Origin of the sequence: Methylopila sp. Yamaguchi, from assembly GCF_002897035.1 — a bacterium.
In the GTDB taxonomy this organism is placed as follows: domain Bacteria; phylum Pseudomonadota; class Alphaproteobacteria; order Rhizobiales; family Methylopilaceae; genus Methylopila.
On the sequence record NZ_BAUX01000009.1, the window covers coordinates 1 to 14,199 of the forward strand.

Annotated in this window: 12 protein-coding genes; 6 read left to right on the top strand and 6 right to left on the bottom strand. The window is 71.1% G+C overall.

The features are described from left to right. The first annotated feature begins 112 nt into the window (after nt 1-112). Nucleotides 113-1,255: an ATP-dependent helicase C-terminal domain-containing protein gene (locus tag METY_RS11700; RefSeq protein ID WP_244593622.1), complete on the top strand. Its 1,143-nt coding sequence runs from the start codon at nt 113-115 to the stop codon at nt 1,253-1,255. A gap of 33 nt (nt 1,256-1,288) precedes the next feature. Here METY_RS11700 and aroB read toward each other — a convergent pair whose 3' ends face one another. Continuing rightward, nucleotides 1,289-2,422: a 3-dehydroquinate synthase gene (aroB, locus tag METY_RS11705; protein WP_103121577.1), complete on the bottom strand. Its 1,134-nt coding sequence runs from the start codon at nt 2,420-2,422 to the stop codon at nt 1,289-1,291. Then, complete coding sequence (locus METY_RS11710) at nt 2,422-3,051, bottom strand: shikimate kinase (protein ID WP_103121578.1); 630 nt, start codon at nt 3,049-3,051, stop codon at nt 2,422-2,424. Before METY_RS11710 ends, aroB begins: the two co-directional genes overlap by 1 nt. On the opposite strand from METY_RS11710, the gene METY_RS21410 reads away from it, so the two are divergent. The 5 genes from METY_RS21410 (at nt 3,044) to METY_RS11735 (ending at nt 7,656) form a co-directional block, all read left to right on the top strand. Next, a complete protein-coding gene (locus tag METY_RS21410) occupies nt 3,044-3,433 on the top strand; it encodes a hypothetical protein (protein WP_244593623.1) in 390 nt (129 codons plus the stop codon). The two genes, METY_RS11710 and METY_RS21410, sit on opposite strands and share 8 nt — an antisense overlap. Beyond that, a complete protein-coding gene (locus METY_RS11720; RefSeq protein WP_103121580.1) occupies nt 3,430-4,365 on the top strand; it encodes a site-specific tyrosine recombinase XerD in 936 nt (311 codons plus the stop codon). The genes METY_RS21410 and METY_RS11720 overlap by 4 nt, the downstream gene beginning before the upstream one ends. Next, a complete protein-coding gene (locus METY_RS11725; RefSeq protein WP_103121581.1) occupies nt 4,362-4,937 on the top strand; it encodes a hypothetical protein in 576 nt (191 codons plus the stop codon). Before METY_RS11720 ends, METY_RS11725 begins: the two co-directional genes overlap by 4 nt. Before the next feature lie 104 nt (nt 4,938-5,041). Then, nucleotides 5,042-5,995, top strand: coding sequence for an acetyl-CoA carboxylase carboxyltransferase subunit alpha (locus tag METY_RS11730; RefSeq protein WP_103121582.1), 954 nt, complete (start codon nt 5,042-5,044; stop codon nt 5,993-5,995). Nucleotides 5,996-6,111: 116 nt separating this feature from the next. Then, the gene (locus tag METY_RS11735) at nt 6,112-7,656 is read left to right on the top strand and encodes a hypothetical protein (RefSeq protein WP_103121583.1); all 1,545 of its coding nucleotides are present in this window, start codon (nt 6,112-6,114) and stop codon (nt 7,654-7,656) included. A gap of 137 nt (nt 7,657-7,793) precedes the next feature. On the opposite strand, the gene METY_RS11740 is transcribed toward METY_RS11735, so the two are convergent. From METY_RS11740 to recF, 4 genes are all read right to left on the bottom strand, one after another. Further along, the gene (locus METY_RS11740) at nt 7,794-9,551 is read right to left on the bottom strand and encodes a metallophosphoesterase family protein (protein WP_103121584.1); all 1,758 of its coding nucleotides are present in this window, start codon (nt 9,549-9,551) and stop codon (nt 7,794-7,796) included. A gap of 53 nt (nt 9,552-9,604) precedes the next feature. Further along, entirely contained in the window at nt 9,605-12,034 is a 2,430-nt protein-coding gene (gene gyrB / locus METY_RS11745) for a DNA topoisomerase (ATP-hydrolyzing) subunit B (RefSeq protein ID WP_103121585.1), read from the bottom strand. A gap of 247 nt (nt 12,035-12,281) precedes the next feature. Then, nucleotides 12,282-12,896 carry a LysE family translocator gene (locus METY_RS11750; protein ID WP_103121586.1) on the bottom strand — a complete coding sequence of 205 codons (615 nt, stop codon included), beginning with the start codon at nt 12,894-12,896 and terminating at the stop codon, nt 12,282-12,284. Between the two features lie 55 nt (nt 12,897-12,951). Then, a complete protein-coding gene (gene recF, locus METY_RS11755) occupies nt 12,952-14,094 on the bottom strand; it encodes a DNA replication/repair protein RecF (RefSeq protein ID WP_103121733.1) in 1,143 nt (380 codons plus the stop codon). Nucleotides 14,095-14,199 lie beyond the last annotated feature (105 nt).

Genomic DNA, 14,199 nt, shown 5'->3' on the forward strand with positions numbered 1-14,199 from the left:
GGCCGGCTGACCGCGCGCGGCCGAACGCTCCGCGACATCCCGCTGCCGCCCCGGCTCGCGGCGCTGGTGGTCGACGCGGTCGCGGCAGGCGACGGCCCGACCGGGGGCCGCGGTGGCCCTCCTCGCGGTCGAGCGCGGGCTCGCCGGCGACGGCGTCGATCTCGGCCGGCGGCTGGAGCGTCTGCCCCGCGAGCGCGGACCGCGGGCGGAGGGCGCGCGGCGCCTCGCCGAGGGCTGGCTGAGGGCGGCCGGCGGCACGCCGGGCGTCATTGATCCCACGCGCGCAGGTCTCGTCGTCGGCCGCGCCTTCCCCGACCGCATCGCCAAGGCGCGCGGCGGGGGGAAGCCCGGCGCCTTCCTGCTGGCGAACGGCCGTGGCGCCGCGCTCGATCCGGCGGATTCGTTGTCGCGGGAAGGGTTTATCGCGGTCGTCGACCTCACCGGCATGGCGCAGGAAGGCCGCATCCTGCTCGCGGCGGCCTTGAGCGAAGCCGACCTGGTCGAGGCGGCGGGCGCCCGCGTCGAGGAGCGCGTGGAGATCGCCTTCGACTCTGAGGCCATGGCGGTGCGCGGCCGCGTCCGCCGCAAGCTCTGCGCGATCACTCTGGCCGAGCGGCCGACCTCGGTCCCCCCGGGCCCCGAGACTGCGCAGGCGCTGGCGCAGGGGATCGCCGCCGCCGGGATCGACCGCCTGCCCTGGAGCCGAGCGCAGGCCGCGCTGCTGGAGCGCGTGCGCTTCGTGCGCCGCGCGGAGCCCGACGCCGACTGGCCCGACCTCTCGGACGCTGCGCTGTCGGCGACCGCCGCGGACTGGCTCGCGCCGTTCCTCGGCCACGCCACCGCGCTGCGCGACGTCCGCGAGGACGATCTCGCCGCGGCGCTGGACGCCCTGCTGCCCTATGCGCTGCGCCGCCGGCTCGACGCCGAGGCTCCCACCCATTTCGAGGCGCCGTCCGGCTCGCGGCTGCCGATCGATTACGCGGCGGAGGAGGGACCGGCGCTCGACGTCCGCGTGCAGGAGCTGTTCGGGCTGACGCGCCATCCGGCGATCGCGGGCGGCCGCACGCCGCTGCTGCTGCGCCTGCTGTCGCCGGCGCACCGGCCGATCCAGGTGACGCGCGACCTGCCGGGCTTCTGGTCCGGCTCCTGGCGGGACGTCCGGATCGAGATGCGCGGGCGCTACCCGCGCCACGTCTGGCCGGAAGATCCCGGGAACGCCGCAGCGACGAGCCGCGCGAAGCCGCGGGGGACGTAACGCGCCTCGACGGCCGGCGGCGTCCTGAAGCCCTCAGGCGAGCTCGCTCTCCAAGAAGGCCAGCACCTTCTCCGGGTCGACGTCGCGCGCGACGAAGCTTTTGCCGACGCCGCGGGCGAGAATGAAGGTGAGTTTTCCGCCCTCGACCTTCTTGTCCTGCCGCATGTGGCCGAGCAGCGTCCCGGCGTCGCTCACGCCGCCAGGAATGGCCTTCGGGCTCGTGGGCAGGCCCACAGCCGCGAGATGCGCGCCGACCCGCGCCGCGTCCTCCTCCGGCGCGAGCCCAAGCGCGGCGGAAAACCGGAACGCCATCGCCATACCGATCGCCACGCCCTCGCCATGGACCAGCCGCGCGCCGTCGTAGGCGACGTCCGCCTCGAGCGCGTGGCCGAAGGTGTGGCCGAGGTTGAGCAGCGCGCGGTCGCCGTGCTCGTGCTCGTCGCGCGCGACCACTGCGGCCTTGGCGCGACAGCTGGTGGCGATCGCGTTGGTGCGTTCGGGGCCGCCCGCGAACACCTGCCGCCAGCTTCGCTCAAGCCGGGCGAAGAAGGCGGGGTCGTCGATCAGGCCGTACTTGGCGACCTCGGCGTAGCCGGCGCGGAACTCACGTTCCGGCAGCGTGTCGAGCGCGTCGGCGTCGGCCAGCACCAGGCTCGGCTGGTGGAAGGCCCCGATCAGGTTCTTGCCGTGGCGCGAATTCACGCCGGTCTTGCCGCCGACCGACGAATCCACCTGGGCCAGCAGGCTCGTGGGAGCCTGAAGGCAGCGCACTCCGCGGCGGAGCACGGCGGCGGCGAACCCGGCGAGGTCGCCGACCACGCCGCCCCCGAGCGCCAGCACCAGATCCTTGCGCTCGATGCGGGCGGCCAGCAGCCCGTCGACAACGGTCGCCAGCCTGTCGAGGCTCTTCGAGCTCTCGCCCGCCGGCACGATGACGCTTGAGGCGTCGAGCCCCGCCGCCTCAAGCGACTCCAACACGCGCGGGAGATGGGCGACGGCGACGTTATCGTCTGTCACCACGCCGACCTTGCGGGCGCCGAGCGCCTTGGCGCGGACGCCCGTTTGCTCCAGCAGCCCACGGCCGATCAGGATCTCGTAGGACCGGTCGCCGAGGGAAACCGGAACCACTTCGGCCTCATCGGCCAGGGCGCGGGCGGCGTCGGCCATCAGATCGGCTCCTCGTTCGGGCGCGCGAGGTCGAGACGCTCCGACAGCGCCTGCACCACCTCCGCGATCACATGCTCATGCGGCGCGTCGCGTGACATCACCGTGAGGTCGGCGGAGGCGTAGACGGGGTACCGCGCCTCGACCAGCGCGCGAAGCGTCCCTTCCGGGTCGGCGGAGGCGAGCATCGGCCTGTTCGAGCGCTTGCGCACCCGCTTCATCAACACGTCCACCTCGGCCTTAAGCCAGATCGACACCCCGGCCTCGCCGATCCGGGCCCGGGTCTCGGGGTTCAGCCACGCCCCGCCGCCCGTCGCGATGACCTTCGGCCCCTCCTCCAGCAGACGCGCGACCACGCGCGCCTCGCCGGCGCGGAAGTAGGGCTCGCCGTGGGCGGCGAAGATCTCAGGAATCGTCATGCCGGCCGCCGCCTCGATCTCTGTGTCGGCGTCCACGAAGGGCAGCTCCAACGCGTGAGCCAGCCGGCGGCCAACAGAGGATTTGCCCGCCCCCATCATCCCGACGAGCACGATCGAACGGCGGCCGAGGGCCGCGCGGAGAGCGGCGGCGTCCGTGGAGACACGCGGCCGCGCGCCGGATCCCGAAGCCGTCTCCTCCGCCGCGGTGGCCATGCTCACGTTTTCGTTTCCCCTGACGGCGGCCGAAGGCCGAAACGACCGCAACCTATTCCTAAAGGTCGCGCGCGCACAACTGAAGCTGTTGCGGTCGCCGGTGCCGCGTGCGACCGTTCTTCAGAGGGGCATCGACGTCTGTGATCAGACGAGGCGGACAGTCATGCCAAGTTTGATGCGCTTTTTGACCGTGATCGCCGCGATGGCGGCGCTGGGCTTCGGCGCGGTCTTTGCGCTCGCGACGCTTGTCACGCCGCGCACCCGGGAAATCGTCGTCAACATCCCGACGAGCAAGCTTCGCCCGGCCGCCGCCGCGCAGGACGGCGCGGATCGCTCCGCCGGCGCCCGCGCGGCCGCGACCGACGTGGTCGAGACCCGATGACCGCCGGCGACCGCCGCCACATCGAGGCGTTCCTGGAGATGGCGAGCGCCGAGCGCGGCGCGGCGAAGAACACGCTCGACGCCTACCGCCGGGACCTCGACGACTACGGCGGCTTCCTGGCGGCCCTCGGCCGGGGGGTGACGACCGCGACCGCGGACGACGTCCGCGCCTATCTCGCCGACCTTTCCGACCGCGGCTTTAAGGCGTCCTCGGCCGCGCGCCGGCTTTCCGCCGTCCGCCAGCTTCACAAGTTCCTCTACGGCGACGGTCTCCGCTCCGACGATCCGACCGCGGCGCTCGAAGGTCCCCGGCGCGGCCGGCCGCTGCCGAAGATCCTCTCGGTGGACGAAATGGAGCGTCTGATCGTCGCCGCGGGCGACGCCGGCCCCGAGCCGACGCCGCGCGCGCGACTGGCCGCCGCCCGGCTCGCCTGCCTGCTCGAGGTCGCCTACGCCACGGGCCTGCGCGTCTCCGAGCTCGTCGGCCTGCCCCGCTCCGCCGCCCGGCCCGCGGCGCAGGCGATCGCGGTCAAGGGCAAGGGCGGCCGCGAACGCCTCGTGCCGCTGACGCCGCTCGCGAAGGAGGCGATGACCTCCTATCTCGCGGCGCTCGCGGACATGGGCCGCGACGCCGGCGGCCCCTGGCTCTTCCCGGCGCCCGGCGACAGCGGCCACCTCACCCGCCAGGTCTTCGCGCGCGAGCTGAAGGCCGCCGCCGCCAGGGCGGGCTTGTCCCCCGCGAAAGTCAGCCCGCACGTGCTGCGCCACGCCTTCGCGAGCCATCTCGTGCAGAACGGCGCGGACCTGCGCGCCGTGCAGCAGATGCTCGGCCACGCCGACATCGCGACGACCCAGATCTACACCCACGTCCTCGACGAACGCGCCCGCGCCATGGTGCGCGACCTGCACCCGCTGGGGGACGTCGCTTCTTGACGAAAGCGGCGGTCGAAACGCCCGATCCGTGGGACGACTATGGCGGGCGGGTCGACGGCCTGTCGAGCCGCGCCTGCCTCAGCGTTGCGAGCGCCGCCGCTTTGTTCGCCGCCATCTACGCCGCTTGGTCCCTCTACGAAACCGCCTTCTATCGCCGCGCTCTGCCCGAAGCGTTGCGCACGACCGGATTGGTGTACGCAGGCCGCGACTTCAATCCGCTCCTCCTGTTCGTTCCGTTACGACCCGAGGGCTGCGGCGCGGCTCTGCACAACCTCGACAGGGGAACAACGGCCGCGATCGCCAACGCTGGGCTGTCGTTCTTCGCCGACCAGCTTCGGAGCCGCGCGCCGTCCGCGAATGAGTGGCGCCCATGGAAGGAGACGCCGATAGACGACGAGCGGGCGGACGGCTTGCTCGGCCGCGGTCTCGGTTGCATCGGCATGACGCGTTCTTTGAGAACGTCCATATTCCGCGCCGTCGGCCGCCCCGGCGCTTACTTTACGCGAGGGGGCGGATCGATGCTCCTGGTCGTTCCGGACCTCGACCTCGTGGTGATGGCCTATGACAACTGAGGCGTAACGCCTTGACTTTCGTAGGCCTCGCAAACCAAGTTGCGCCCGCTCCGCAAGGACCAGCGCCCCCTTTGCCCCGGCGCCTGCGGCGCGGAGCGGAGCCTATGAAAAGCTATCTCGATTTCGAAAAGCCGGTCGCCGAGCTGCAGGCCAAGATCGCTGAACTCCGAACCCTCGGCGAGGGCGGCGACGCGGTCGCGATCGACGAGGAGATTTCCCGCCTCGAGGCCAAGTCGGTCGCGGCGCTGAAGGAGCTCTACGCGAACCTGACGCCGTGGCAGAAGACGCTGGTGGCCCGGCATCCGAACCGGCCCCACTTCGTGGACTTCGTCCAGGGCCTCGTCGAGGACTTCACTCCGCTCGCGGGCGACCGGAAGTTCTCCGAGGACGAAGCGATCGTGGGCGGCGTCGGACGCTTCCGCGGCGAGGCCGTCATGGTCATCGGCCAGGAGAAGGGCGCGGACACGACCTCCCGCCTGAAGCACAACTTCGGCATGGCGAAGCCCGAGGGCTACCGCAAGGCGGTGCGCCTGATGGAGACGGCGGATCGCTTCGGCCTGCCGGTCATAGCGCTCGTCGACACCGCGGGCGCCTTCCCCGGCATCGAGGCCGAGGAGCGCGGCCAGGCGGAGGCGATCGCCCGCTCGACGGAGGCCTGCCTCAACCTGACCGTCCCGAACGTCGCGGTCGTCATCGGCGAAGGCGGCTCCGGCGGCGCGATCGCGATCGCCACCGCCAACGCCGTGCTGATGCTGGAGCATTCGATCTACAGCGTGATCTCGCCCGAGGGCGCGGCCTCGATCCTGTGGCGCGACGCGGCGAAGGCGCAGGACGCCGCGACCAACATGAAGATCACCTCGGCGGATTTGCTTCGCCTGGGCGTGATCGACGGCGTGGTGGCCGAACCGCTCGGCGGCGCGCATCGGGCCCCCGACGTGGTGATCAAGGCCGCCGGCGACGCCATCGCCGACGCGCTCGCGCGCTTCTCCAACATGGCGCCCGAGCAGATCCGCGACGAACGGCGGCGGAAATTCCTGGCGATCGGGCGCTCTCTCTGAGCGTCCTTCGGACGGCGTCAACGATTCGGTAAGCTTGCGGTAACCAGCGGGTAAGGGTATCGATCGTTAAGTTGGGGAACGCGTAAGCCGTCGTCCGCCGTCCTCGGGGCTTCTCAATGTCCGTCGCTCGTTCAGCGTTTGCCGCCGTCGCAGCACTCGCCGCGCTCACCGTCGCGGGCTGCAAGGACGAACAGGCGACCACCGCCCGCAGCATCCAGTCGATCCCCGCCGCGACCGTAGCGCTGATGTCCGAAAAGGGCATGAAGCGCACGGACCCGATCCTCCTCCGCATCTACAAGGAGGAGTCGAAGGCCGAGGTCTGGAAGAAACGCAGCGACGGCCGCTACGCGCTGCTGAAGAGCTACGATATATGCCGCTGGTCCGGCACGCTCGGTCCCAAGATCAAGGAAGGCGACAAGCAGGCGCCCGAGGGCTTCTACTCCGTCAGCCCGGCGCAGATGAACCCGCGCTCGAACTACTACCTTTCGTTCAACATCGGCTTTCCGAACAAGTACGATCAGGCGCTGGGCCGCACCGGCCGCCATCTGATGGTGCATGGCGACTGCCTTTCGGCTGGCTGCTACGCCATGACCGACGCTCAGATCGCCGAGATCTACGCCCTCGCCCGCGAAGCCTTCGCCGGGGGTCAGAAGGCGTTCCAGGTGCAGGCGCTGCCGTTCCGCATGACGGCCGAGAACATGGCGCGCCGCCGCAACAACCCGAACATCGCGTTCTGGCGGAACCTCAAGGAAGGCTCGGACAACTTCGAGGTGACGAAGCTCGAGCCGAAGGTGGACGCCTGCGGCAAGAAGTACGTCTTCAACGCTTCGGCGGGTGCGCTGTCGAGCTTCGAGCCGTCCGCGGCCTGCCCGACCTACACCGTGCAACCGGAGATCGCGAAGGCGGTCGCCGCCAAGAAGCGCGCCGACGACGCCGTGATCGCCGCTTTGACGAAGTCGATGGAGCCGGCGCCGGAGTACGTCGCGCAGAACGGCCGCATGCGCCGCTCGCTTGACGAGCCGATCATCCAGATCGCCTCCGTGACGCCGTCGGCCACGACGCCCGCCTCCTCGGCGCAGGCCTTCGCCCCCGACGCCGGGACCGCCCGCGCCCTTGGAACGCCGCTCGGGGCGACGGGTCCCGCCGCGCAGCCGATTGCGACCGTCGCGCTCCACACGCCCTTGCCGCCCGCCAATCCCGACCGCGCGCCGGCGCCGCAGGCCGTGGCCGCAGCCGAGAAGCCCAATCTCTTCACCCGGATGTTCCGCGGCGACGAGCCCGCGACGACGGCCGCCGTTGAACCGGCGGCCACTGCGCAGCCTCTGCCGAGCGCCGCGCCGGCCGCCGTCGCTCGCAAGCCTGCGTCCGGACGCCGCGAGATCGCCGTCGAGCCTCCGGTGATGGCCTCGGCGGTGTCTCCTGCCCCCGCGGCCCGCGCCGAAGAGCCGCGCGGGTCCGGCATCGGCGGATGGGTGCGCAGCGTCGGCGGCCTGTTCGGCCGCGCCGAGGAGCCCGCGCCGCAGCCGGCTCAGGTCGTTCCGACCTCCGCGCCCGAGGCCGCGCCTAAGCCGCGCGAGCGTTCGGCACGCGTTCCGGACGCGTTCCAGCCGGCGTCGAAGCTCGATCCGCGCGTCACGCCGGCCTTCGCCGCTTTCCAGTAAGCCCGCCACGGCGGTTGCGTCATCGGGATGCGATCGCCCTAGACCCCCCGGGCGGAGCGCGGCTAGAGCGCCTTAGCGCGTCTGCTCTCCTGCGGCCGACCGTCTAGGGCTTGACGGCCGCGCCGAAGGCCCGGCCCCTACGTTACGCTTTCCCCAGCCGCCCCCACGCCCGGCGCCGCCATTCGAGGCGGCTCGGCGATGTCGACCCTTTGCGGCTTGAGCAAGGTCAGGCGTCCGCCGGAGGCCCCGAAGCGCTGGATCCAAAAATGGGGCCTTCCCATCACCGGCGACGGCGCCGAGACGATGCGGAGCTCGCCGCAGCGGCCGGTCCAGTCGACGTGGCGGTGGCCATGCATCACCACCACACGGCGCGCCGCGGGCTTCAACTGCCGAAGAAACCAGCTGCCGTTGATCAGCGCCGTGCCGATGCGCTCCGACAGCGAGCGCGTCGGGCGCGGGTACTCGACGAGATGGTGGTGCAGCGCCACCAGCCAGCTGGCCTCGGGATGAGCGCGGATGACGGCGGTCGTCCGGCGCTCCTGCTCCGCGGGCAGCATGCCGAGCGCGTTGGTGAAGGAGAAATGCGTGTCGGCGTTCGAGTTGAGCAGGATCACGCCGAGCCCGTCGGGCGTGGCGGGCAGGCGCACCATGGGAAACGCCTCGTCCCAGAGCGTGCTGACGTCGCGCCCGCGCTTTCCGCGGCCGGTGCGCACGAAGGACGCGAGCGCCTGCGCATGGGGCGCGAGCCATTCCGCCAGCGTGGCGTCGAACGTGGCCTTGGGCCCGGCGACGACGACCCGCTCCGCCTGAAGGTCCGCGAGCAGGCCGAGCGCCCGCAACTCCCGCAGCCGCTTGCCCGGCGAGAACGGCAGGTCCAGCCGGGCGGGATTTGAGCGGTCCACGACGTTGACGTCGTGGTTGCCAGGGAGGAACAGCATGCGCTCGCGCAAGGCCGGGTCCAGCGTCTCGAGCGCCTCCAGGAACTCCGCCCATTCCGAGGAGCGCCCGGCGTCGGTCATGTCGCCGGTGACCAGCACGAGGTCGAGCGGCTCCGCGGCGTCAGCCCGCGCCAGCGCCTCGAAGGTCGCCGTCAGCCGCGCGTTGCCCTGCGGACCTGAGCGACCGCTCTCGATGCGGAAACCGAAGCGCTCGCCGACGGCGTGCAGGTCAGAGAGGTGAGCCACGCGCCAAACCTTGCATCCCGGTTCGGGATCGTAGGCGTCGAGCGTGACGGGCTGCCCCATTGCGGCGTCCGCCCCGCCCCAGGCCAGGGAGCCGCAGGCGACATAGGCGCCGAACAGCACGACGCTGTTCGCGAAGGACGCGCCGAGCAGGGTGAGAGGAGAGGCGAGATCGCTCCACGAGCCGATCCAGCGTGAGTGCGGCCAGGCGAGCCAAGCCGCGGCTCCTGCGAGACACGACATCAGGACCGCCGCCGCGATCGCGGTTACCTGGCCCACCCGCGCGCCGTCGCGCCTTAGCCACAGCGACAACCGCCGCCCGACGAAGTGCCGCATGGCCTCCCGGCACAGCACGAAGCTCGGCTGGACCGCGAGGGCGTTCAGGGACCAGAAGCTTCGCTCCGCCAGGCGAAAGGCCGGGCGGCCGCCGACGCCCGCGACGATCAAGGCCGCCGCCAGCGCCACGAAGGGCGCGACGCCGCTGAAGGCGTCCAAAGCGGTGCGCGACACGGTCGACAACCAGGCCGTCGCGGCGAGCGGCGCGACCCCCAGCAACAGGCAGGGCAGCCCCACGAGCAACAGCCAGGACAGAAGCAGCTTGGGCAGGCTGATCTCGACCAACACCCAGCCCGCGAGCGACGCGAGCGACCAGACCTTCGTGCTCGACGCGTCGTCCTCAATGTCGCCGCGGCGCGGATCGATGAGAGGCGGCATGGCCTCCGATCGGTGACGGACGCCGGCGCGCGTCCTGGGCCGAACGCTCGCCCTCAGACGTCGAGGTTCGCGACGGTGAGGGCGTTGTCCTGGATAAACTCCCGGCGCGGTTCGACGATGTCGCCCATCAGCTTGGTGAAGATGTCGTCCGCCTCGTCGACTTCCTTCACCTTCACCTGCAGCAGCGAGCGGACGTTGATGTCGAGCGTGGTCTCCCAGAGCTGATCCGGGTTCATCTCGCCAAGACCCTTGTAACGCTGCAGCGTCAGGCCCTTGCGGCCGACCGCGAGCACGCCGTCGACGAGTTCGGACGGCCCATGCACCGCGTTGACCGCGTCCTTGCGTAGCAGCTGGGGCGTCTCGCCGAAGATCTCCCGGAGCCCCACGGCGTGCTCGTCGAGCTTGCGCGCGTCGGCGCTCGCGATCAGCGCGGCGTCGATGATCGCCGCCTCACGTACGCCGCGTACGGTCCGCGCGAAGGTGAAGCCGTCGTCGCTGACGGTCCCGACCCAGCCGCGCTCGGTCTCCTCGGCCAGCACGTCGAGACGGCGCGCGACGTCGTCGGCGACCCGCTGTGCGGCCTCGGGATCGTGCAGCACGTCCGGTGTCAGCGCGCCCGCGATGGCCGCCTGCTCGACGACGGGCCGGCGGTAGCGCGAATGGAGGCCGCCGAGCAGCGCGCGGATCTGGCGGGCCTCGCTGATCACTGCGCGCAGATCGGCGCCGGCGCGGACTTCGCCGCTCGCGAGCTTCAGCGACACGCCTTCGAGACCGGAGTCGATGAGATAATCCTCAAGCGCCCGTTCGTCCTTCAGGTACTGCTCGGACTTGCCGCGCGTCACTTTGTAGAGCGGCGGCTGGGCGATGTAGATGTGGCCGCGGTTCAGAAGGTCCGGCATCTGGCGGTAGAAGAACGTCAGCAGCAGCGTGCGGATGTGGCTGCCGTCGACGTCGGCGTCCGTCATGATGATGATCTTGTGGTAGCGCAGCTTGTCGGCGTTGAACTCCTCGCGGCCGATGCCGGTGCCGAGCGCGGTGATCAGCGTGCCGATCTCCTGGCTCGACAGCATCTTGTCGAAGCGCGCGCGTTCCACGTTCAAGATCTTACCCCTGAGCGGCAGCACCGCCTGGAAGGCGCGGTCGCGGCCCTGCTTGGCGGAGCCGCCTGCGGAGTCGCCCTCGACCAGGAACAGCTCGGACTTCGCCGGATCTCGCTCCTGGCAGTCGGCGAGCTTGCCCGGCAGCGAGGCGATGTCGAGCGCACCCTTGCGGCGGGTCAGCTCGCGCGCCTTCTTCGCGGCCTCGCGGGCGGCCGCGGCCTCGACCACCTTCTGCACGACGGTCTTGGCGTCGGCCGGATGTTCTTCGAACCAGGTGTGCAGCGCCTCGTTAACGAGGTTCTCGACCGCGGGCCGCACTTCGGAGGACACGAGCTTGTCCTTGGTCTGCGACGAAAACTTGGGGTCCGGCACCTTGACGGACAGCACGCAGGTCAGACCTTCGCGCGCATCGTCGCCGGTGAGGGAGACCTTCTCCTTCTTGGCGACGCCCGAGGTCTCGGCGTAGCCGTTGACCTGCCGCGTCAGCGCCGCGCGGAAGCCGGCGAGATGGGTGCCGCCGTCCCGCTGGGGGATGTTGTTGGTGAAGGCCAGCACGTTCTCGTGGTAGCTGTCGTTCCACCACATCGCGACCTCGACGCCGATGCCGTCGCGCTCGGAGCGCAGCACGATCGGGGTTTCGATCAGCGGGTGCTTGGCGCGGTCGAGGTAGCGCACGAAGGCCTCGACGCCGCCCTCGTAATAGAGCTCCTCACGCCGCACGTCGGCGGACCGCGCGTCGGTCAGCACAATCTTCACGCCGGAATTCAGGAAGGCCAGTTCGCGCAGCCGGTGCTCGAGCGTGGCGTAGTCGAACTCCGTGACGCCTTTGAAGGTCTCGGTGCTCGGCGTGAAGGTCACCTCCGTGCCGCGGCGGCCGTTCGCCGGGCCCACCACGGCGAGCGGCGCGTCGGCCACGCCGTGGGTGAACGACATTTCGTGCTCTTTGTCGTTCTGCCAGATGCGCAGCTTGAGCTTGACCGACAGCGCGTTCACCACCGAGACGCCGACGCCGTGGAGGCCGCCCGAGACCTTGTACGAGTTCTGGTCGAACTTACCGCCGGCGTGCAGCTGGGTCATGATGACCTCGGCCGCCGAGATGCCTTCTTCGGTGTGGATGCCGGTCGGGATCCCGCGGCCGTTGTCGGTCACCGTGCAGGACCCGTCCGAGTTCAACGTGACGGTGACCTCGTTCGCCCAACCAGCGAGCGCCTCGTCGATGCCGTTGTCGATGACCTCGTAGACCATGTGATGCAGGCCGGAGCCGTCGTCGGTGTCGCCGATGTACATCCCCGGTCGCTTGCGCACGGCGTCGAGCCCCTTGAGGACTCGGATCGAGTCTGCGCCGTAGTCTTCGGCGCCGCCGTTCGAAGCAGTGTCGGACATGTCAGGTCTCCTCGCGGTGGGCGTCCGCCTTAGGGGCCGCGTGCGCGGCGGGGTGGGCGGACAGCGCTGGCGAGCGTCGGAAAAACTCGGCAGGAATCAGGCGTTTCGCACTCCCTATTCCTACCCTTTCAGGGCTGGAAAGGCGAGTTTCGAAGAGGCCGGTCGGCGGGGCCTGTCGATAACCCCGTAGGCTGAAGCAACTACCTGATCAGCATGGCTTTTTTGCGGTCGCTCGACCGGGCCCGCTTCAGCTCGCGGCGACGCCCGCGGCGGCTGCCCCCATGGTCGCGCCCGAGATGCGGTTTAGGAGGCGCCGGCCGCGGGGCGACGTCAGCCAGACCCGGGCGCGGGACGCCAGCGCCGCATAGCCTCCGATGACGACGATGAGGACGAGCGCCGTGGCCAGTGCGAGCTCGGCGAAGCCAAAGGCGTCCACCGCGCCGAGGTCGACGATCGCCGGCAGCAAAGCGAGATAAAACACCATGGCCTTTGGGTTGCCGATCGTGACGGCGAGGCCTGCGAGGAAGCTGCGCGCCGCCGACATCGGCCGCGCCTCTGCCGCCACGGCCTCAGCCGAGGCCGGAGCGCGCCAAAGCTTCACGGCGAGGTAAAGCAGGTACGCGGCTCCGGCGTACTTCACGACCATGAAGACGGTCCCGAAGGTCGCGGCGAGCACGGCGAGGCCGAAAGCGGCGCAGGCGAGCCAGACGACGTCGCCCAGAATGAGTCCCGCCACCATTGGCAAGGTCGAGCGCAGGCCGACGCCAAGCGCCCGCGCGACAATGGCGGCGACCCCCGGCCCGGGCGTGGCGGCGGCGACGAACAGGGCGGCAGAGAAGGTGAGCAGCGCTGCGAAGGTCATGGCGGCAGGATGAGATGTCGGCGGTCACGCGCCGTCAAGCCGCCGCCTGGTAGTCTCACCCCTTGCGCCGAACCTCGCCGTCCGCAACCGTAAACACCGTCGCCCGGCCCCCAAGATCCGCGAAGGCGGCGGGATCGGCCCCGGTGAGCCAGACCTGCGCGCCGAGGGCGTCCAGCGCGTCGTAGAGCGCCTCCCGGCGGGCGGGATCGAGATGGGCCGCGACCTCGTCGAGCAGCACCACCGGCGCCCGGCCGTCGAGGCGGGCCACGAGGCGGGCGTGCGCCAGCACGAGGCCGACCAGGAGCGCCTTCTGCTCGCCCGTGGAGCATTTCTCCGCCGGCATGTCCTTGGCCGCGTGACGCACGAGCAGATCGCTCAGATGCGGGCCTTCAAGCGTGCGTCCCGCCGCGCGGTCGCGGGGGCGGCCGCGGCCCAGACGCTCGCGGTAGGCGTCTTCGGCTGCGGTCGCGGACAGGTGGACCAACTCGGTCTCGACCGACCCCTCGAGCGCGATCTCGGCGGTTGGGAACGGCGAAGTCGGGTCTGAGGTCTCGGCGACCAGCGCCGCCAGCCGCGCGACGGTCTCGACGCGCGCGGCGGCCACCGCGACGGCCAGCTCCGCCAGTTCGCGTTCGACGGCGTCCACCCAGCGGACGTCGGCGCGCGGGTCCTCGAGCAGCCGGTTACGGGAGCGCAGCGCGCGTTCGAGCCCCGAGGCGCGGGCGGCGTGCGCGGGGTCCGCGGCGTTGACCAGGCGGTCGAGGAAGCGTCTGCGATCGCCCGCCGGCCCGCGGAACAGGCCGTCGAGGTCCGGCGTCAACCAGACGAGGCGGAGATGCTCGGAGAACGCGCCGGCGCCCGAGACCGGCGCGCCGTCAATCCGGCAGCGACGGCCCGTGGCGTCCTGCGCGGGCTCGACGCCCGTGCCGAGCCGGGTCGGGCCGTCCTCGCCGGCGATCTCGGCCGCGACCGCCCAGGACCCGTCGCCCGGCGCGCGCGCAAATTCGCCGTGCGGCGCGCGGCGCAGGCCGCGGCCGGGAGCGAGCAGCGAGATCGCCTCGAGGATATTGGTCTTGCCCGCCCCGTTCGGCCCGACGAGCGCGACCGAGCCCTCTCCGGACGCCAAGTCGAGCGAGGGGTAGGAGCGGAAGTTCGTGAGACGCAGGCGCGAGACGGCGGCGCGGCGAGGGGCGGTCATAGACCCCCCGCCGCGATAGACGTCATGGGTTCGAACGCTCGCCACATGAAGCGGGTCATCCTCCGGCTTGACCGGAGGATCCATCCTGGGCGGGGGTTCTCCGTC

What these genes read in the sequence shown, in the direction of transcription:
- gyrB (WP_103121585.1), bottom strand. Translation starts at nt 12,034, where the DNA reads ATGTCCGACACTGCTTCGAACGGCGGCGCCGAAGACTACGGCGCAGAC.
- METY_RS11720 (WP_103121580.1), top strand. Translation starts at nt 3,430, where the DNA reads ATGACCGCCGGCGACCGCCGCCACATCGAGGCGTTCCTGGAGATGGCG.
- METY_RS11730 (WP_103121582.1), top strand. Translation starts at nt 5,042, where the DNA reads ATGAAAAGCTATCTCGATTTCGAAAAGCCGGTCGCCGAGCTGCAGGCC.
- aroB (WP_103121577.1), bottom strand. Translation starts at nt 2,422, where the DNA reads ATGGCCGACGCCGCCCGCGCCCTGGCCGATGAGGCCGAAGTGGTTCCG.
- METY_RS11740 (WP_103121584.1), bottom strand. Translation starts at nt 9,551, where the DNA reads ATGCCGCCTCTCATCGATCCGCGCCGCGGCGACATTGAGGACGACGCG.
- recF (WP_103121733.1), bottom strand. Translation starts at nt 14,094, where the DNA reads ATGACCGCCCCTCGCCGCGCCGCCGTCTCGCGCCTGCGTCTCACGAAC.
- METY_RS11710 (WP_103121578.1), bottom strand. Translation starts at nt 3,051, where the DNA reads ATGGCCACCGCGGCGGAGGAGACGGCTTCGGGATCCGGCGCGCGGCCG.
- METY_RS11750 (WP_103121586.1), bottom strand. Translation starts at nt 12,896, where the DNA reads ATGACCTTCGCAGCGCTGCTCACCTTCTCTGCCGCCCTGTTCGTCGCC.
- METY_RS11735 (WP_103121583.1), top strand. Translation starts at nt 6,112, where the DNA reads ATGTCCGTCGCTCGTTCAGCGTTTGCCGCCGTCGCAGCACTCGCCGCG.